Raw genomic sequence first — 19,274 nt, forward strand, 5'->3', positions numbered from 1 at the left:
CTTGACTCTAATCGATGATCTTTCCCGGCAGCCATCGAACCCTATGCTCGTTCCATTGTGACGTCCTGGGGGGGATCATGATCAAGACTGTTGATTGCCGCGCGCCCGTCTGTTGTGGACCGGTGCACGCGTCCTGAAATGGGAACCTCGACGCTGATCCATCGCTTCGGCGATGCCGCTGCCGCTCGTCCCGACCATCCCGCCGTACTCGGCGACACCGGCCCGCTCGACTACGCCGCCCTCGCCGGCCTGGCCGGGGGGCACGCCGGCCTGCTGGCCGCGGCCGGCGTTCGGCCCGGTGACCGGGTCGGCCTGCTGACCGCGCACGGCGCCGGCACCATCGCCGCCATCCTCGGCACGCTCGCCGCGGGCGCCGCCTACGTGCCGCTCGACCCCGGCTTCCCGGAGCAGCGGCTGCGCCACCTGCTCGACGGCGCCGACGTCACCGTCCTGCTCTGCGGCGGCGAGCACACCGAGCTGGCCCGTCGGCTCGCCGCCGACCGGCCCGGCCTGCGGGTCGTTCCGGCCGTGGACGTGCGGCCCGCGCGGCTGCGGCCGGTGCCGGTGGCCTCGGACGCGCTCGCGTACGTGCTGTTCACCTCCGGCTCCACCGGGCGGCCCAAGGCGGTCGGGCAGAGCCACCGCAACCTGACGCACGTGGTGGACAACCAGATCGCCCTCCTCGCCGTGCGGCCGGACGACCGGCTGAGCCTGCTCGCCTCGTTTAGCTTCGACGCGGCAATCCCCGACCTGTACCCGGCGCTGCTCACCGGCGCCACCGTCGTTCCGGTCGACCTGCGCCGGCACGGGCTGGCGTACGCCGTCGACCAACTGGCCCGGCACGGCGTCACCGTCTACCACTCCACCCCGACCGTCTACCGGCACCTGTTGGACACCCCGGGCGTCGAGCGGCTGGACCGGGTCCGGGTGGTGCTGCTCGGCGGCGAGCAGGCCACCTACGCCGACGCGGCCCGCGCCCGTGGTCGCTTCGCCCCGGGCTGCGTCCTGGTCAACGGCTACGGGGCCACCGAGATGACCTTCGTCGCCCGGCACACGCTGCCGCTGGCCGACGTCGACCCGGCGGCAACCGGCCCGCTGCCGATCGGCACCGCCCTGCCCGGGTACGCGCTGCGGCTGGCGCCGGACGGCGAGATCGTCGTGCGCGGCCGGCACCTCGCCCCCGGCTACCTCGACCGGGCCAGCGACCGGTTCGGCCACGACCCCGACGGCGTGCCGGTGTACCGCACCGGCGACCTGGGCGAGCTGCTGCCCACCGGCGAGCTGCGCTGCCTCGGCCGGCTGGACCGGCAGGTCAAGGTGCGCGGGTTCCGGATCGAGCTGACCGAGATCGAGTCGGTGCTCGCCGCCGAGCCGGGCATCGCCGAGGTGCGCGCCATCGTCCGCGACGGCGAGGTGCTGGCGTACGTCCGGCCGGTCGGGCCGCCGGTGGACCCGGCGGCGCTGCGGGCCGCCCTGGCCCGGCAACTGCCCGAGTACACGTTGCCCCGCGCGGTCGTACCGGTCGCCGAGTTCCCCCTGACCACCAGCGGGAAGGTCGACGAGCGGGCGCTACCGGACCCGGCCCGGGCGGTGCCGCCCGGGGACCGGCCAGCCACCCCGACCGAGCGGGTCGTGCACGACATCTGGTGCGCCGTGCTCGGTCGGGACATGGTCGGTCGCACCGACAGCTTCTTCGACGTCGGCGGGCAGTCCCTGCTGCTCGGCCAGGTGCAGCAGCGGCTGGCCGAACGGTTCGGTGTGGCAGTGCCGCTGCTGCGGCTGTTCGACCACCCGACCGTCGCCGCCCAGGCCCGGTTGGTCGACCCGCCGGCACCGACCACGCCGCCGACGCCGACGCCGGTTGCCACGGCGTCGACCCTGCCCGCCGTGCCGCCGATTGCCGCCGGCCCGCCCGCCGCGCCGGTCGGCGCGCGGGAGTACACCGGCGACGAGATCGCCGTGGTCGGTCTCGCCGGCCGGTTCCCCGAGGCGCCGGACGTGGCCACCTTCTGGTGGAACCTGTGCGCCGGGGTGGACGCCATCCACGACCACAGCGACGAGGAGCTGGCAGCGCTCGGCGTCGGCCCGGGGCTGCGCGCCGACCCCCGGCACGTCAAGGCCACCGGCCGGCTCGACGGGGTCGCCGACTTCGACGCGGAGTTCTTCGCCTTCGGCGACCGGGAGGCGGCCCGCACCGACCCACAGCACCGGCTCTTCCTGGAGACGGCCTGGGAGGCGCTGGAGGACGCCGGTCACGACCCGGACCGGTTCCCCGGTCTGGTCGGGGTCTACTCGGCCACCTCGGTCAACCGCTACTTCCTGTTCCACCTCATGGACAACCCGGCCGTGGTCGGCGACGTCGACCCGGACGACTGGGAGGCCCGGCTGGTCGGTCGGCAGCTCACCGACCACCTGCCCGGCCAGGTCGCGTACCGGTTGGGGCTGACCGGGCCGGCGGTGGCCGTGCAGAGTGCCTGCTCCAGCTCACTGGTGGCGGTCTGCCTCGCCGCGCAGAGCCTGGCCGACTACCAGTGCGACATCGCGCTTGCCGGCGGGGTGAGCGTCACCTGGCCGCGGCACCGGCACACCCCCGGTGGCCTGGCCTCCCCGGACGGCCGCTGCCGGGCGTTCGACGAGGCCGCCCAGGGGGCCGGCTTCGGCTCCGGTGTGGGGGCGGTGGCGCTGCGCCGGCTCGCCGACGCGCAGGCCGACGGCGACCGGATCTACGCGGTCCTGCCCGGCTGGGCGGTCACCAACGACGGCGGGGACCGCGCCGGCTACGCCGTTCCCGGGCCCGCCGGCCAGGCCGCCGCGGTGGCCGGCGCGCTCGCGGCCGCCGAGGTCGCCCCCGGCGAGGTCCGCTTCATCGAGGCGCACGGCAGCGGCACGCCGCTCGGCGACGCCATCGAGGTGGCCGCGCTGCACGAGGTGTACGAGGGCGCCGCGCCCGCCGAGACCTGCGCGCTCGGCTCGGTGAAGACCACCATCGGCCACCTGGACGCCGCCGCCGGCATCGCCGGGCTGATCAAGGCGGTGCTCGCCGTGCAGCACGGCATCATCCCACCGAACCTGCACTTCACCCGCCCGCACCCGGAGATCGACCTGTCCGCCGGCCCGTTCTACGTGCCGACCAAGGTGCGCGACTGGCCGGACACGCCGCGCCGGGTCGCCGGGGTCAGCTCGTTCGGGCTGGGCGGCACCAACGTGCACGTCGTGGTCGAGCAGGCCCCGCCGGCCGAGCCGGTCGACCCGCCGCCGGCCGGGGCGCACCTGCTGCCGGTGTCGGCGCGTACCCCGGTGGCGCTGCGGGCGGCGTTGACCCGGCTGCGGCGGCACCTCGCCGGCACCACCCCGGCGCTGGCCGAGGCGGCCGCGACGCTGGCGCTGGGCCGGCGCGCGTTCCGCCACCGGGCCGCCGTGGTGGCCACCGACCCGGCCGGCGCGCTCGCCGCCCTCGACGAGTTGCTGGCCACCGACGCGCGGGTGGCCGGCGCACCCGGGCCGCTACGCGAGCTGGCCGCCGCCTGGGTGGCCGGGCGCGACGTCGACCTCACCACCCTGCATCCCGCCGGCACCATCCGGCGAACCTCGCTGCCCACCTACCCCTTCCAGCGGCAGCGGTACTGGATCGACCCCCCTCAGAAAGGCGTGCGGTGAACTGGTTCATCTCCGCCGGCAGCCGCGACCCGGCACCGGTGCAGTTGTTCTGCCTGCCCTACGCCGGTGCCGGCGCCAGCGCGTTCCGACACTGGCCCGACCGGCTCGGCCCCGACGTCGAGGTGCTGCCCGTGCAGCTCCCCGGCCGCGAGAACCGGATCAGCGAGGACCCGCGATTCCAGATCGCCGACGTGGCCCGGGCCATCGCCGGGCGGGCCGACCGGCCGTACGCCATCTACGGGCACTCGATGGGCGGCCGGGTCGGCTTCGAGGTGGTCCGCGAGCTGCGCCGCACCGGCCGGCCGCTGCCACTGCGCCTCTACGTCGGCGGCGCCCGCGCACCGCACGTCAGCGAGCCGAGCGCCTTCGACGGACTGTCCCGGGTGGACGACGCCGAGCTGCTGCGCCGGCTGGATGCCGGGGGCGGGCTCCCCGCCGGGCTGCTGGAGCACCCCGAACTCGTCGAGCTGCTGATGCCGCTGCTGCGCGCCGACTTCGACCGGGTGGACGGCTACCGCTACCGGCCCGAGGCGCCGCTGCCGGTGCCGATCGTGGCGTTCAGCGGCCGCACCGACCGTGCGGTGACCCGGGAACAGAGCGCCGCCTGGCGGGAGCACACCGCCGCCGGCTTCACCCTGCACGAGCTGGACGCCGGGCACTTCTTCCTGCACGACGCGCTGCCAGCGCTGGCCGCCACCATCCGCGCCGACCTGCGCGCGGCCGTCGCCGGGAGCGCCCCGGAGGCCGGCGGGCACCGCGTGCCGCTGGGCGACACCGGCTGGTCGGTGTGGCGCGACGCCCTGCTGCGCAGCACCGGGTTCCCGGCCGACGGGCTGACTCTGCTGGCCGCACCGCAGGCCGCCGCGGCCGCCGACGAGCTGCTGGTAACCGGCGCCGGCGTCGAGCAGTTCGACAAGGAATTCGACGAGGCCCTGCTCGCCAGCGCCGGTCGGCTGACCGACCTGGCCGCGGACCCGCTGCTGCGGGAGGCGATCACCTGGCAGAACCGGGGTGCGTTGCCCGCCCTGGACGGGCTGGTCCGCGGTGGCGCCGAGGCCACCCGCAACGTGCGCCGGCGGGAGCGGGAGCGGGCGCTGCTGAAGTACTGGCAGCGATACTGCGGCAAGAACGAGACCATCGGCTTCTTCGGGCCGAGCTGCTGGGTCACCATCGACCCTGACCTGCCGGCCGCCGCCGAGGTGCGCCCGGGCGCGGCGCTGACCCGCCGCCGCTGGGTGTGGTTCGAGTCGTGGGCGCTGGCCTCGTACGCCGAGCGGATCGGCGCGGACCCGGCGGTGCGCCGGTGGTGGGCACCCCGGCTCGCCCCGCACCTGAGCCTCGCCGGCCGCGAGGTGCTTCGTCCGGCCCGGCCGCCGGTGCCGCTGTCCCCGGTCGAGGCGGCGCTGCTGGCCGCCGTCGACGGCCGCCGCCCGGCCCGCGACGTGATCGCCGACGCGTCCATCGGGCTGCGTCGACCCGAGGACGGGTACGAGCTGCTGGACCGACTGGTGCAGCGGGAGCTGGTCACCTGGGACGCCGCGCTGCCGGTGACCCCGCACGCCGAGGAGGTGCTGCGCCAGCGGATCGCGGCGATCGGCGACGCCCCGGCCCGGGCCGCCGCCCAGGTCGGCCTCGACCGGCTGTGCGCCGCCCGGGACGCGGTCGCCGCAGCGGCCGGTGACCCGGACCGGCTGCGGGCCGCCCTGGACGCGCTCGACGAGACGTTCACCGAGCTGACCGGGCAGCCGCCGCGACGGCGGGCCGGGCAGATGTACGCCGGCCGCACACTCTGCTACGAGGACACCAGCCGGGACCTGGACGTGGTCTTCGGCGCGCCGCTGCTGGACGAGTTGGCGGCGCCGCTGGCCGTGCTGCTGCGGGCCGCCCGCTGGCTGGCCGGCGCGCTGGAGGAGGCGTACGGCGCGGTCTTCCGCGAGCTGTACGACGAGTTGCGCGCCGAGGCGGGCGACGGTCCGGTCGCCCTGTCCGACCTGTGGTTCCTGGTGCAGGGCCTGTTCTGGGGCACCGGGGAGCGCCCGGTGGACGCCGTCGCCGCGCAGTTCGCCGCCCGCTGGGCCGACCTGTTCGGCCTGGCCGAGCAGCCGTCGGGCGCCACCGAGGTCCGGCTGGACGTGGCGGACTTGGCCGCCCGGGTCGACGAGGCGTTCCCGACGCCGGCGGCACACTGGTCCAACGCCCGGTTGCACAGCCCCGACCTGCAGATCTGCGCCGCCGACGCGGACGCGCTGGCCCGCGGCGAGTACACCGTGGTGCTCGGTGAGCTGCACGCCGCCTGGCCGTCGTTCGACACCTACGCGGTGACCCCGTCGCACCCCGACGTGGAGCGGCTGCGCGCCGGGCTGGCGGCCGACCTCGGCCCACGTCGGATACGACTGCTCTACCCGACCGACTGGCCGCGGCGCACCAGCCGGGTCGCCGAGTCGCTGGCCGGCCCGACCGACCGGCAGTTGGCCTTCGCGGCGGCGCCCGGCGCCGAGGAGGACCGGGTGCTGCCCACCGTCACGCTCACCGTGCACGACGAGGCCGGCCGACTGGTCGTCACGGCCGCCGACGGGCAGCGCTGGCCGCTGGCCGAGGTCTGCGCGGCACTGCTCAGCACCCACGCCGTCGACGGGTTCAAGCTGGTCGCGGCCGCGCCGTACACGCCCCGGATCACGCTGGACCGGCTGGTGGTGGCCCGGCAGACATGGCGTACCACCGTGGGGGAGAGTGGCCTGGCCACGGTGACCGGCGACCGGGCCCGCTACCTGGCGGTGCGCGACTGGCGGCGAGGGCTCGGCCTGCCCGAGCAGGTGTACGTCAAGCTCGGCACCGAGACCAAGCCGTGCTTCGTCGACCTGAGCAGCCCCGCGTTCGCCAGTCTGGTCTGCTCGATGGTCCGGGCGGCCCGCCGCGACGGCGGCGACGACGTCACCCTGGTGGTCAGCGAGATGCTGCCCACCCCCGAGGACGCCTGGGTGCCCGACGCCGCCGGCCGGCGCTACTTCAGTGAGCTGCGGCTGCACATCGTGGACGCCGCCGAGCCGGAGCCGGCCCGATGAGCCACCGGCTGCCGCTAGGTGAGACCGGTTGGTCGGTGTCGCGCGACGTGGTGCTGCGCACCGCCGGGTTCCCGGCGGTCGGGCTGGACGCCTTCGCCGCCCCGGACGCCGCCGACGCCGCCGACGCGCGGCTGGCCGGTGAGGTCGCCGCCGAGGTGTTCGACAAGGCGTTCGCCGAGGCGCTCGCCGACGGGTCGGCCGCCGCCGGCCGGATCGCCGCCGACCCGCTGCTACGCGAGGCGGTCACCTGGCAGAACGCGGAGATGCTGATCGCCCTGGACGGGCTGCTGCACACCGACCCCACGGTGCGCAACGTCCGGCGGCGCAAGCGTGAGCTGAGTCTGTTGCGCTACTGGCAGCGCTACTGCGGTAAGGCCGAGACGATCGGCTTCTTCGGCCCGGTGTGCTGGGGCACCTTCGACGGCACCGACCCGTCCACTCGGCTGCGGCCGGGGCCGACGTCACTGTCGAGGCGGGAGGTGCACTTCGAGGCGTGGGCGCTCATCGCGTACGCCGACCGGCTCGCCGACGACCCGGCCGTGCGCCGCTGGTGGGCGCCGGCGTTGCCGCCGCACCTGAGCGTGGTGGGCCGCCTGCTGCACCGACCGCTGCACCCGCCGGTGGAGTTGTCCGTTCTGGAGGCGCGGTTGCTGGCCCGCTGCGACGGGCGCACCCCGGCGGTGCGGCTGGCCGAGCGGGTGCACGCCGACGGCGATGCCGGCCTGCGCACTGTCGACGATGCGTTCCTGCAGCTCGATCGGCTGGTCGAGCGTGGTCTGCTGACCTGGGACGCCGGCCTGCCGATCAGCCCTCGGGCCGAGCAGGTGCTACGCGATCGGCTGGCCGCGATCGGCGACCGGATGCTGCGCGCCGAGGTGAGCGCCGGCTTCGACCGGCTCTGCGCGGCCCGCGACGAGGTCGCCGCGGCGGCCGGCGACGCGGACCGGCTGGGCGCCGCGCTGGCCGCGCTGAACGAGGAATTCACCGCGGTCACCGGCCGGCCCGCCACCCGGCAGGCCGGTCAGATGTACGCCGGCCGCACCGTCGTCTACGAGGAGACCGCCCGCGACCTCCAGGTCACCGTCGGCGCGGCGGTGCTCGACGCCCTCGCCGCGCCGCTGGCCGTGCTGCTCCAGGCCGCCCGGTGGCTGACCGCCGAGATCGGCGCCGCCTGCGAGCGGCTCCTCGCCGAGCTCTACGAGGAGCTGCGCGCCGACGGGCCGGTGCGGCTGGCCGACATCTGGTCACTGGCCCAGGGGCTGCTGGTCGCCCCGGACGGGCCGCTGGCCGCCGCGGGGGCCGGCTTCACCGCCCGCTGGGCCGAGCTGTTCGACCTGGCCGCGCTGCCGACCGGGCAGCCCGAGCTGCGGCTGCGGGGCACGGAGCTGGCCGAGCGGGCCCGGCGGGTGTTCCCGGCGGACGCGCCGGGCTGGCCGTCGGCCCGGATCCACAGCCCGGACGTGCAGATCAGCGCCGTCGACCTGGCCGCGCTGAACCGTGGCGAGTTCCTGCTCGTGCTCGGTGAGCTGCACCCGGCCAACGCCACCTTCGACAGCGCGGTCTTCGTGCCGTTCCACCCGGACGCGGCGGCGCTGCGCGCCGGGCTGGACGCCGACCTGGGTCCGGCCCGGGTGCGGGTGCTCTATCCGGAGGGCTTCCCCCGGGTCACCACCCGCACCACGTACGGGCTGACCGGCCCGGCTGACCGGCAGCTCGGCATCGACACCGCTCGCGGCGGTGAGGTGGACCGGCTGGTCCCGGCGACCGAGGTGCGGGTGGTGCCGGTCGGTGACCGGCTGACGGCGGTGCTGCCCGACGGCAGCCGGTGGCCGCTGGTGGAAGTGTTCGCCAACCTGCTCGGCTCGCTGCTGGTGGATGCCTTCAAGCTGCTCGACCCGGCGCCGCACACGCCCAGGATCACCATCGATCGGCTGGTCGTGGCCCGGCGGACCTGGCGGACCACCGTCGCGGACAGCGGCCTGGTCGGGGTGACCGGAGAGGCCGAGCGGTTCCTCGCGGTGCGCCGGTGGCGGGCCCGGCTCGGCCTGCCCGAGCGGGTGTTCGTGAAGGTCGGCACCGAGGTCAAGCCCTGCTACGTCGATTTCACCGGGCCGCTGCACGCCCAGTCGCTGTGCGCGATGGTCGACGCCGCCGCCCGCACCGGGCTGGACGTCGCGGTCGTCGTCACCGAGCTGTTGCCGGCACCTGACGAGAGCTGGGTGACCGATGTGCACGGCCGCGGAACCGTCAGCGAGCTGCGTCTGCAAGTCATCGATCCGAGCAGCTACCCCGGGGGGAACGGGTGACCGACATCCTGTCCATCAGCGCCGTGGCCGGTGAGCCGCTGTCCTGGCCGGACGCGACGCTCGCCGAGCTGGTGATCGCGCAGGCCGCCCGCACCCCGGACGCGGTGGCGGTACGCCAGTGGGACAGCCGGCTCACCTACGCCGAGCTGGTGGCCCGGGCTGCCGGGGTGGCTGCCGCGCTGCGCGTCCGGGGCGTCGACCGGCAGAGCCGGGTGGGGGTGTGCGGCACCCGCCGTCCGGAACTGGTCGCCACCGTTCTGGGGGTGTTGCTGGCTGGCGGTTGCTACGTGCCGCTGGAGCAGGGCGGCCCGCGTCGGCGGCTGCGCGGGATCGCCGCCGACGCGGGCGTGTCCCTGGTGGTCGGTGACGCCGCCGAGGCGGAGTTCGGCGACGTGCCGGGCGTCGACACGCTCGCACTGCCCGGCCCGGCCCCGCTCGCACCCTGCCTGGCCCGCCCCGGCGATCCGGCGTACGTGCTGTTCACGTCGGGTTCCACCGGTCGACCCAAGGGCGTGCTCACCAGCCACCGCAACGTGGTCGAGTTCGTCGCCGGCGTGGTCGCGCTCACCGGCGCGGACGCCGGCGTCCGTAGCCTCGGCATCGCGTCGCTCGGCTTCGACGCGGCCACCATGGACCTGTTCGTGCCGCTGCTGCTCGGCGGCACGGTGCAACTGCTCGGCGTCGAGGACCGCGCCGACCCGGTTCGGCTGACCCGGTTCGTGGCCGCGCACGAGGTCAACTGGGGCTTCATCACGCCCACCCTGCTGGCCATGCTGGACCCGGCGGAGCTGCCCGCCTGGCGCACGGTGCTGTGCGGCGGCGAGGCCGTGCCGGTCGCGCTGGCCGCCCGCTGGGCGCCCGGCCGTCGATTCTTCAACGGCTACGGCCCCACCGAGACGACGGTGCTCGCGGTCAGCGGCCCGTTGAGCGCCACCGAGACCGAGCCGGTGCCGATCGGCCGGCCACTGCCCAACCACCGGGCGTACGTGGTGGACGTGGCGCTGGACCCGGTGCCGCCGGGGGAGATCGGTGAGCTGCTGATCGGCGGGCCGGGGCTGGCCGACGGCTATCTGGGCCGGCCCGCGTTGACCGGCGAGCGCTTCGTTCCGGACCCGTTCTCCGGGCTGCCCGGCGAGCGGTTGTACCGCACCGGCGACCTGGTCCGGCTCGACCCGGACGGGCGGATCGCCTACCTCGGCCGGGCCGACCGGCAGGTCAAGATCCGTGGCCAGCGCATCGAGCTGGGCGAGGTGGAGGCGGTGCTGGCCGAGTTGCCCGGGGTGACCGGCGTCGCGGTCGAGGCGGTGCCCGGCCCCGCCGGCGTCGAGCTGGTCGCGTTCCTCACCCCTGCGGACGCGCTCGACGACGCCCGGCTGCGGGCGTACGCCGGCAGCCGGCTGACCGCGGCGATGCTGCCGGCCCGGGTGCTGCGTCGCGCCGCCCTGCCGATCAGCACGGTCAGCGGAAAGCTGGACCGGCCGGCGCTGCGCGCGCTGGCCGCCGCCGTGCTCCTCCCCTCGGCCCCCGCCGACACCGCCACCACCGCCACCGGTCCGGCCACGCCGGACGGTTCCGTGGCGGCGGCGGTGGCCGGCATCTGGACCAGGTTGCTCGGCGCGGCACCCAAGCCGGCGACGGACTTCCTCGCCGCCGGTGGCAACTCCATCGCGGCGATGCGCCTGGTCGCCGCGCTCCGCGCCGAGCTGGGCCGGCAGCTCGACACTCGTGCGGTGTTCACCGAGCGCACCTTCGGGCGGCTTGTCGAGCGGGTGGCGGCCGCGCCGAGCGGCGGGGACGGGCTGCGCACCGGCAACCCGCCCACCCTCTCCCCACCTCAGCGCCGGCTGTGGTTCGTCGACCAGCTCGCGCCGTCCAGCGCGCCGTACAACATCGCGGTGGCGCACCGGGTGCGTGGCCCGCTGGACACCGCCGCGCTCGGGGCGGCGCTGCGGGCCGTCGCCGAGCGGCACGACGTGCTGCGCTGGCGGATCCCGCAGACCGCAGGCGTGCCGTACGCCGTCTGCGCCGAGCCGACCGACGTGGCCGTGCCCGTGGTCGACCTGACCGGCGGCGCCGAGCCGGAGGCCGAGCTGACCCGGATGCTCGCGGGCGGCGCCGCGCACCCCTTCGACCTGGCCACCGGGCCGCCCTGGCAGGTGACCGTCTACCGGCTCGGCCCGGCCGAGCACGTGCTGGCCGCCACCTGGCACCACGCCGTCTTCGACGGTTGGTCCGAACGGGTCTGCTACGACGACCTCGCGGCCGGGTACGCCCAGGCGGTGGCCGGCCAACCGCCGGCGCTGCCGGAGCTGCCCGCCCGCTACGCCGACTACGCGGTCTGGCGGGCCGAACGGGACCGGCTGCGCGGCGCGGCGGACCTGGCCTGGTGGACGGCGCACCTGGACGGCGTCCCTACGGTGCTGGACCTGCCCCGGGACCGACCCCGACCCGCGGTGCAAACCTACGCCGGTGCGGAGGCGGCCGTCCGGCTGCCCGCCGACACCGACCGCGCGGTCCGCGAGCTGGCCGAGCGGCGCGGCACGACCGTGGCGGCGGTGCTGCTCGCCGCGTTCGGTGAGCTGATCGCGCGGCTCACCGGCGGCGACGACCACGTGCTCGGCGCGATCGTCGCCGACCGGCGGCTGGCCGCCTTCGACGACGTGATCGGCTTCTTCATCGACACCGTGCCGGTGCGGGTCCGTACCGGCGGGGCGAGTTTCGCCGAGCTGGTCGACCGGTGCTCCGGGGAGCTGCATGAGGCCACCGCGCATCCCGGGGCGCCACTGGAACGGATCGTCGAGGCGCTCGGCGTCGGCCGGGACACCGCCCGCGCGCCGCTGGTGCAGGTGCTGTTTAACGTGCTCAACTTCGCGCCACCACGGCTGACGCTGACCGGGCTGACCGCCGAGGCGGTGCCGGTGCCCAAACCGGGCTCGCCGTTCGACATCACCGTCTACGTGGTGCAGACCGACGGCCGCACCGGCGTCGAGGTGGTCTACAACCCGGACCTGTTCGACGCCACTCGTATCGACGACCTGCTCGCCGACCTGGCCGAACTGGTGGGTGCGCTGGCCGGCGCACCGGACACGCCGGCCCGCGAGGTGGCCGCCGCGCTGCCCCGGCCGACCGTGCGGGTGCCGCAGCTCGGCGCGATGACGGTGGCCGGCGGCGACCCGCCGGCGCTGGTGCCCGCCGGCCCGGACGGACTCACCGAGACCGAGGAGCTGGTCGCGGGGATCTGGCGGGAGGTGCTGGAGCGCGATCGGGTGGGGGTGACCGACAACTTCTTCGACATCGGTGGGCACTCCCTCGCGCTCGCCGCCGTCCACGCCCGACTGACCACCGCAACCGGCCGGTCCATCAAGATGCTCGACCTGTTCCGCCACCCCACCATCCGGGCGTTCGCCGCCAGCCTCGACGGAGCCGCCGACCGCCCGGAGCTGGCGCGGGCCGCTCTGCGCGCCGCCGCCCGCCGCGGCCGTACCCGCCGTATCCCTCCCCGCCGCCCCGGCGGCACCGCGTGACGAAGGACGACCTGATGAGCAACCCGACCGCAGCCGACCTGCCCGACGAGGGCATCGAACCGATCGCGATCGTCGGTCTGGCCGCGCGCCTGCCCGGCGCGGCCGACGTGCGCGAGTTCTGGCGCAACCTCATCGACGGGGTGGAGTCGGTCACCGAGCTGACCCGGGAGGAGCAGCTGGCCCGGGGCGCGAGCGTGGAGGAGGTCGACGACCCGGGCTGGGTCAGTCGCGCTCCGCTGGTCGACGGCTATGACGAGTTCGACGCCACGCTGTTCGGGATGACCGGCCGGGAGGCGGAGCTGACCGACCCGCAGCACCGCCTGTTCCTGGAGTCCTGCCACACGGCGCTGGAGGACGCCGGCTACGACCCGACCCGCTACGACGGCGCGATCGGCGTGTACGCCGGCACCGGCGGCAACATCTACCTGAACCGGCACGTGCTGCGGAACCGGCGGGTCGGCGGCAACCCGCACTCCGCGGTCTCCATCGCCACCGGCAACTCGCCGAACTATGTGGCCACCAACGTGTCGTACCGGCTGGACCTGCGCGGGCCGAGCCTGACCGTGCACACCGCCTGCTCCACGTCGCTGGTCGCGTTCCACCTGGCCTGCGAGGCGCTGCGCAACGGCGAGTGCGACATGGCGCTCGCCGGTGGTGTGAACATCGAGCTGCCGCACGTCGGCTACCTCGGCATGGACGGCTTCACCTCACCCGACGGTCGCTGCCGCCCGTTCGACGCCGCCGCCAACGGCACGGTGTGGGGCAGCGGCGCCGGGGTGACCCTGCTCAAGCGGCTCTCCGACGCGATCGCCGACGGGGACGCCATCCGCGCGGTCGTGCTCGGCAACGCGATCAACAACGACGGCGCCGCCAAGGTCGGCTTCACCGCGCCCAGCATCGACGGGCAGGCGGCGGCCATCGCCCAGGCCGTGGCGATGGCCGACGTCGACCCGCGCACCATCAGCTACGTCGAGGCGCACGGCACCGGCACCGCGATGGGTGATCCGATCGAGGTGGCGGCGCTGTCCGCCGTGTACGCCCGGGACACCGACGAGCGGGGCTGGTGCGGCATCGGCTCGGTGAAGTCGAACATCGGCCACCTCAGCCAACCCTCCGGCATCGTCAGCGTGATCAAGACGGTGCTCGCCATGGAGCACGGGCTGATCCCGCCGACGATCAACTTCGAGACGCCGAATCCGGCCGTCGAGTTCGCCGACACCCCGTTCTACGTGGCGAACACCCTCACCAAGTGGGACACCGACGGCGGGCCCCGCCGGGCCGGGGTCAGCTCGTTCGGCATCGGCGGCACCAACGCCCACGTGGTGCTGGAGGAGGCGCCGGCGGCGTACCGCACGGACCGTCGGGTGCGCCCGGCGTACCTGCTCCAGGTCAGCGCGGCCACCCCGAGCGCCCTGGACGGGGCGGTGCAACGCCTCGCCACGCACCTGGACGGCGCCGCCGACGCCGGGCCCGCGTACCTCGCCGACGTCGCGCACACCCTGTTCGTCGGCCGCCGCGCACACCCGCATCGCCGCGCCGTCGTCGCCACCGACCTCCCCACGGCAGCAGCCGCTCTCCGTGCCCCTCTCCGCGGACCGAAACCATTGACCGACCGTCCAGCCCCGACAGTGGCATTCCTGTTCTCCGGTCAGGGCGCCCAGTACGCGGGGATGGGCGCGCAGCTCTACGCCGAGCAGCCCCGCTTCGCCGCGGTCGTCGACGAGTGCGCCGAGCTGCTCCGCCCCGACCTGGGTCTGGACCTGCGCGACCTGATCCTCGGCCGGGATCCGGCGGCGGGGGAGAAGCTCACCCAGACCCGCTACACCCAGCCCGCGCTGTTCACCGTCGAGTACGCCCTGGCCGCGCTCTGGCAGGCCGCCGGGGTCCGACCGGCCGCGATGATCGGCCACTCCATCGGCGAGTACGTCGCGGCCACCGTGGCCGGCGTGCTGAGCCTGCCGGACGCGCTGCGGGTGGTCGCCGCCCGGGGCCGGCTGATGCAGTCGTTGCCCGCCGGCTCGATGCTCGCCGTCGCGCTGGACGAGTCGGTCGTCGCCGACCTGCTGCCCGACGGCCTCTCGGTGGCCACGGTCAACGGCCCGGGCACCTGTGTGGTGGCCGGCGAGACCGCCGCCGTCGAGGCGTTCGCCGCGACGCTGAAGGGCAAGTCGAAGGCGTTGCGCACGTCGCACGCGTTCCACTCGCCGATGGTGGAGCCGATTCTCGCCGAGTTCACCGCGCTGATGGGCACGGTCCCGCTGCGCCCGCCGACGGTGCCGTTCCTGTCCAACGTCACCGGCACCTGGATCACCGCTGAGCAGGCGATCGACCCGGCGTACTGGGCGACGCACCTGCGTCAGCCGGTCCGCTTCGGCGACTGCGTGGCCACCCTGCTGGCCGCCGGCACGTGGCAGCTGGTCGAGTGCGGTCCCGGCCGTCAGTTGGCCAGCCTGGCCCGGATGCAGGTCGCGAAGGCCGCGCCGGAGCAGCGCTCGCTCACCCCGCTGGCCAGCCTGCCCGCCGCCGGGGAGAGCACCGGTGATCTGGCCGCCCTGCTCGCCACCGCCGGCGCGCTGTGGTGCGCCGGGCTTCCGGTGCGCGTCGACGCCGACCCGACGGCCCGCCGGGTGCCGCTGCCCACGTACCCGTTCGAGCGCCGCCGCTACTGGATCGAGCCGGACCCGGAACAGCCCGTCGCCGCCGCGCCGGTGGAGACCGGGCCGCGACCGCTGGCCGGGTGGTTTGCGGTGCCGGTCTGGCGGCAGGCCGCGCCGCTGCCGCCGTCCGGGTCGTTGGGCCGCTGCCTGGTCCTCACGGCGGGTCCGCGCGGTGACGCGCTGGTCGCCGGCCTGCGGGCCGCCGGTGCCGACCCGGTGCCGGTACGCCCCGGCGACGCCTTCGCCGCCGCCGACGGTGGTTACCGGCTGCGCCCGGGTGTACGCGCCGACCACGACGCGTTGGTCGCCGCGCTCACCGCCGACGCCGCACCGCCGATCCGGCTGGTGCACGCGTTCACCCTGGACGCCGCGCCCACCGGCACCGACATCGCGGCCACCTGGGCCGCCCAGGACCTGGGCTTCTTCAGCGCCCTGCACCTGGTGCAGGCGCTCGCCGGCGCCGGGCTGACCGGCGAGGAGCACGGCCTCGCCCTGGACCTGCTCACCGCCGGCATCGGCGACGTGCGCGGCGACGACCTGCGCCGCCCGGAGCACGCCACCCTCGCCGGGTTGGCCCGGGTGCTCCCGGCCGAGCTGCCCGGGCTGGCGGTCCGGCTCATCGACGCGGACCCGACCGACGACGACGCCGGCCCGCTGGTCGCCGAGCTGCGCCGTCCCCGGGAGCCCGAGGTGGCCCTGCGTGGCGGCCGCCGCTGGGTGGCCGACGTCGAGCAGGTGACGATCGATGCCGAGGGGGAGCCGGGCGCGCTCCGCGACGGCGGCCGGTACGTGATCACCGGCGGCCTCGGCGGCATCGGCATCACCCTGGCCGAGGACTTCGCCACCCGGGCGCGCGCGAAGCTGGTGCTGCTGGCCCGCTCCGGGCTGCCCGAGCGCGAGCGGTGGGACGACCACCTCGCCGTGCGCGGCGATGATCGGGCCGGACGGGCCATCGCGGCGATCCGCCGGATAGAGGCCGCCGGCGCCGAGGTGCTCGTGCTCGCCGCCGACGTCACCGACCCGGCCGACCTGCGCCGGGTCCGCGACGCCGCGACGGCCGCGTACGGCGGCGTCGACGGCATCGTCCACGCGGCCGGTCTGCCCGGCGGTGGGATGGCCGAGGTCAAGGAGCGGGCCGAGGCGGAACGGGTGCTCGCCCCGAAGCTCGCCGGCACCCTCGCCCTCGCCCAGGTCTTCGGCGACCTGCCGCTGGACTTCGTGGTGCTCTGCTCGTCCATCACCGCGGTGGTCGGCGGCTTCGGGCAGGTCGACTACTGCGCCGCGAACGCCTTCCTGGACGCGCACGCCCGCTCCGGCGCGGGCTGGCGGGCCCCGGTGCTGTCGCAGAACTGGGGTGGCTGGGCCGAGGTGGGCATGGCCGTGGAGACCGCCGCGCCGGCCGGGTTCCGGGCGGCCGGCCGCGACACGGTGACGAGCCCGGTCGACCACCCGGTGCTCACCACGAAGGTCACCGGGCCGGCGGAGACGGTGCTGCACGGTCTGGTCTCCGCCAGCACCCACTGGCTGCTCGACGAGCACCGGATCGGCGGGGTTCCGGTGGTGCCGGGCACCGCCCACCTGGAGTCGGTGCGGGCCGCGGTGGCGTCCGCGCTGCCCGCCCCCGGCCCGGGAGCGGCCGTGGAGCTGCGCGACGTGGTCTTCCTGGAGCCGTTCGCGGTGCCCGACGGCACCGTCGCCCAGTACCGGGTGGAGCTGACGCGGGCCGACGACGGCGGCACGGACTTCGCGGTCCGGAGCCTGGCCGGTGGCCGACTGCGCACCCATGTGCGGGGCGCGGCCGGCTGGACCGACGAGCCGGCCCCACCGGCTGTCCCGGCCGTTCCGGCCGGCCGTCGGGTGGACGACGACGCCTCCTTCGGCCGGGGCAGGACCAGCATGCTCACCTTCGGGCCGCGCTGGGCGGCGCTGGGCGAGCATCACCTGGCCGACGGCTCCGAACTGGCGGTGGTCGAGGCACCCGCTCCGGCCGTCGGCGACCTGCCCGACTGGGGCCTGCACCCCGCGCTGCTGGACGTGGCGACCGCGTTCGGCCGGGGTCAGGGCAGCGGCACGTACCTGCCGATGTCGTACGGCCGGATCGTGGTGCGGGGGCCGCTGCCGGCCCGGTTCACCAGCGAGCTGCGGCACCGGGCCGGCGACACCGACGAGGTCGTCGCCGCCGATCTGTCGCTGCGCGACCCGGGCGGCCGGGAGTTGGTCGCGATCAGCGACTTCGTGCTGCGCCGGGTCGACCAGGGCGCGGTCACCGGCGGCCTGACCGGACCGTCCGATGCGGACGGAGGCTCTGCCGCGCCGACCTCGACCGAGGACATCCGGCCGGTGGACGGCGCGGAGGCGTTCCGTCGCAGCCTCACCGCCGGCCTCGGCGCCCAGGTGGTCATCGCCACCCGGACGGTGGACGACATCCGCCGTCGAGCCGGGCGGGTCACCACCGGCAACCTCACCGGCGACGACGTGGTCGCCGATCCGGTCCAGCCCGGCGTCGGGGACGGCAGCGCCGCACCGGGCACCGAGCTGGAGAGCACCATCGCCCGGGTGTGGCAGGACGCGCTCGGGGTGACCCGGGTCGGCCTCGACGACGACTTCTTCGCCCTGGGCGGCAACTCTTTGGTCGCGGTGCAGCTCATCGCGGCGATGCGCAGGGCGACCGGGGTGAAGCTGCCGATGCGCAGCCTCTTCGAGATCCCCACCGTGGCCGGGCTGGCCGCCCGGATCGAGGAGTTGCGCGGCACGACCACCGACGAGCCGGCCAGCCCGGCACCGATCCCCGCCATTCCGCGACTGCCCCGCGCGTGACGAGAAATCAGGACTGGAGAGCCATGAGCGACACGATCGCCACGCTGCCCGTGGTCGTCGAATCCGACGGCCGGGCACTGACCGAGCTGATTACCGAGCGCCGCGCCGAGCTGCGGACCACCCTCGCCGAGCAGGGTGGTCTGCTGTTCCGCGGCTTCGACGTGGACGGGGTGGACGGCTTCGACCAGGTGGTCCGGGCGCTGTCCGGTGAGCCGCTGACCTACACCGAGCGGTCCTCGCCGCGGCACGCCATCAAGGGCCAGGTGTACACCTCGACCGACTACCCGCCGGACGAAGAGATCTTCCTGCACAACGAGAACTCGTACCAGGCGCGCTGGCCGTTGACCCTGTTCTTCTACTGCATCACCGCGCCGGAGACGCTGGGCGCCACACCCCTGGCCGACATCCGCCAGGTCTACCGGGAGATCGACCCCGCGGTACGCGAGGAGTTCGTCCGCCGCCGCTGGATGCTGATGCGCAACTTCCACGAGGACTTCGGCGCCAGCTGGCAGCACGTGTTCGGCACCGACGACCGGGCCGAGGTCGAGGCGTACGCGGCCGTCAACCGGATCAGTCTGGAGTGGACCGGCCGCGACGGGCTGCGTACCCGGGCGGTCCGCGACGCCGTGCACCACCGGCCCGGCTCGGACACCCCCCGCTGGTTCAACCACGCCACCTTCTTCCACGTGAGCAGCCTGGCCAAGGACATCCAGGAAGGCCTGCTGGCCATGTTCGGCGCCGACGGGTTGCCGTCGAACACCTACTACGGCGACGGCGGTGAGATCCCCGCCGACGTCATGGACCACCTGCGCGCCGCGTACCGGGCCGCCAGTGTCCGATTCGACTACCAGCGCGACGACGTGCTGGTGGTCGACAACATGACCGCCGCGCACGGGCGGGAGCCGTTCACCGGCGCCCGGAGGATCGCCGTCGCGATGGCCGAACCGCACACCCCCGACACCGTTGGAGAGCAGTGATGGCCGAAACCCGATTCCTGGTCGTACGCAACGACGAGGAGCAGTACTCCATCTGGTCGGCCGAGCGGGACCTCCCGGCGGGGTGGCACGACGCCGGCTTCGCCGGCACCCGCGAGGAGTGCCTGGCGCACATCGACACCGTCTGGACCGACATGCGCCCCCGCTCGGTACGCGAGGCGAGCCGGTGAGCGCGAGGAGCACAGCGCAGCGGAGCCCCGCAGTCGCGAACGGAAGGCGGCACCGGTGAGCGCGAGGAGTGCAGCGAAGCGGAGCC

Annotated in this window: 7 protein-coding genes; all 7 read left to right on the forward strand. The window is 75.3% G+C overall.

The features are described from left to right. The first annotated feature begins 138 nt into the window (after positions 1 to 138). Genes ACFYPS_RS22220 through ACFYPS_RS22250 form a run of 7 tightly spaced genes read left to right on the forward strand, consistent with a single transcriptional unit; the run spans position 139 to position 19,188 of the window. A complete protein-coding gene (locus ACFYPS_RS22220) occupies positions 139 to 3,657 on the forward strand; it encodes an AMP-binding protein (RefSeq protein WP_387326657.1) in 3,519 nt (1,172 codons plus the stop codon). Further along, positions 3,654 to 6,719, forward strand: a complete 3,066-nt coding sequence (locus ACFYPS_RS22225) for a thioesterase domain-containing protein (protein ID WP_387326660.1) — start codon at positions 3,654 to 3,656, stop codon at positions 6,717 to 6,719. The genes ACFYPS_RS22220 and ACFYPS_RS22225 overlap by 4 nt, the downstream gene beginning before the upstream one ends. Beyond that, entirely contained in the window at positions 6,716 to 9,025 is a 2,310-nt protein-coding gene (locus ACFYPS_RS22230; RefSeq protein WP_387326663.1) for a lantibiotic dehydratase, read from the forward strand. The genes ACFYPS_RS22225 and ACFYPS_RS22230 overlap by 4 nt, the downstream gene beginning before the upstream one ends. After that, positions 9,022 to 12,549 carry an amino acid adenylation domain-containing protein gene (locus ACFYPS_RS22235; RefSeq protein ID WP_387326666.1) on the forward strand — a complete coding sequence of 1,176 codons (3,528 nt, stop codon included), beginning with the start codon at positions 9,022 to 9,024 and terminating at the stop codon, positions 12,547 to 12,549. Before ACFYPS_RS22230 ends, ACFYPS_RS22235 begins: the two co-directional genes overlap by 4 nt. A 14-nt stretch (positions 12,550 to 12,563) precedes the next feature. Then, the gene (locus tag ACFYPS_RS22240) at positions 12,564 to 18,023 is read left to right on the forward strand and encodes an SDR family NAD(P)-dependent oxidoreductase (protein WP_387326668.1); all 5,460 of its coding nucleotides are present in this window, start codon (positions 12,564 to 12,566) and stop codon (positions 18,021 to 18,023) included. Positions 18,024 to 18,046: 23 nt separating this feature from the next. Next, a complete protein-coding gene (locus ACFYPS_RS22245) occupies positions 18,047 to 19,000 on the forward strand; it encodes a TauD/TfdA family dioxygenase (RefSeq protein WP_387326671.1) in 954 nt (317 codons plus the stop codon). Beyond that, a complete protein-coding gene (locus ACFYPS_RS22250; protein ID WP_354966705.1) occupies positions 19,000 to 19,188 on the forward strand; it encodes an MbtH family protein in 189 nt (62 codons plus the stop codon). The genes ACFYPS_RS22245 and ACFYPS_RS22250 overlap by 1 nt, the downstream gene beginning before the upstream one ends. Positions 19,189 to 19,274 lie beyond the last annotated feature (86 nt).

It is taken from the genome of Micromonospora sp. NPDC005087, from assembly GCF_042872965.1.
Classification (GTDB): Bacteria; Actinomycetota; Actinomycetes; order Mycobacteriales; family Micromonosporaceae; genus Micromonospora.

Coding starts and splice junctions, on each gene's coding strand:
- ACFYPS_RS22220 (WP_387326657.1), top strand. CDS start 139: ATGGGAACCTCGACGCTGATCCATCGCTTCGGCGATGCCGCTGCCGCT.
- ACFYPS_RS22230 (WP_387326663.1), top strand. CDS start 6,716: ATGAGCCACCGGCTGCCGCTAGGTGAGACCGGTTGGTCGGTGTCGCGC.
- ACFYPS_RS22240 (WP_387326668.1), top strand. CDS start 12,564: ATGAGCAACCCGACCGCAGCCGACCTGCCCGACGAGGGCATCGAACCG.
- ACFYPS_RS22245 (WP_387326671.1), top strand. CDS start 18,047: ATGAGCGACACGATCGCCACGCTGCCCGTGGTCGTCGAATCCGACGGC.
- ACFYPS_RS22250 (WP_354966705.1), top strand. CDS start 19,000: ATGGCCGAAACCCGATTCCTGGTCGTACGCAACGACGAGGAGCAGTAC.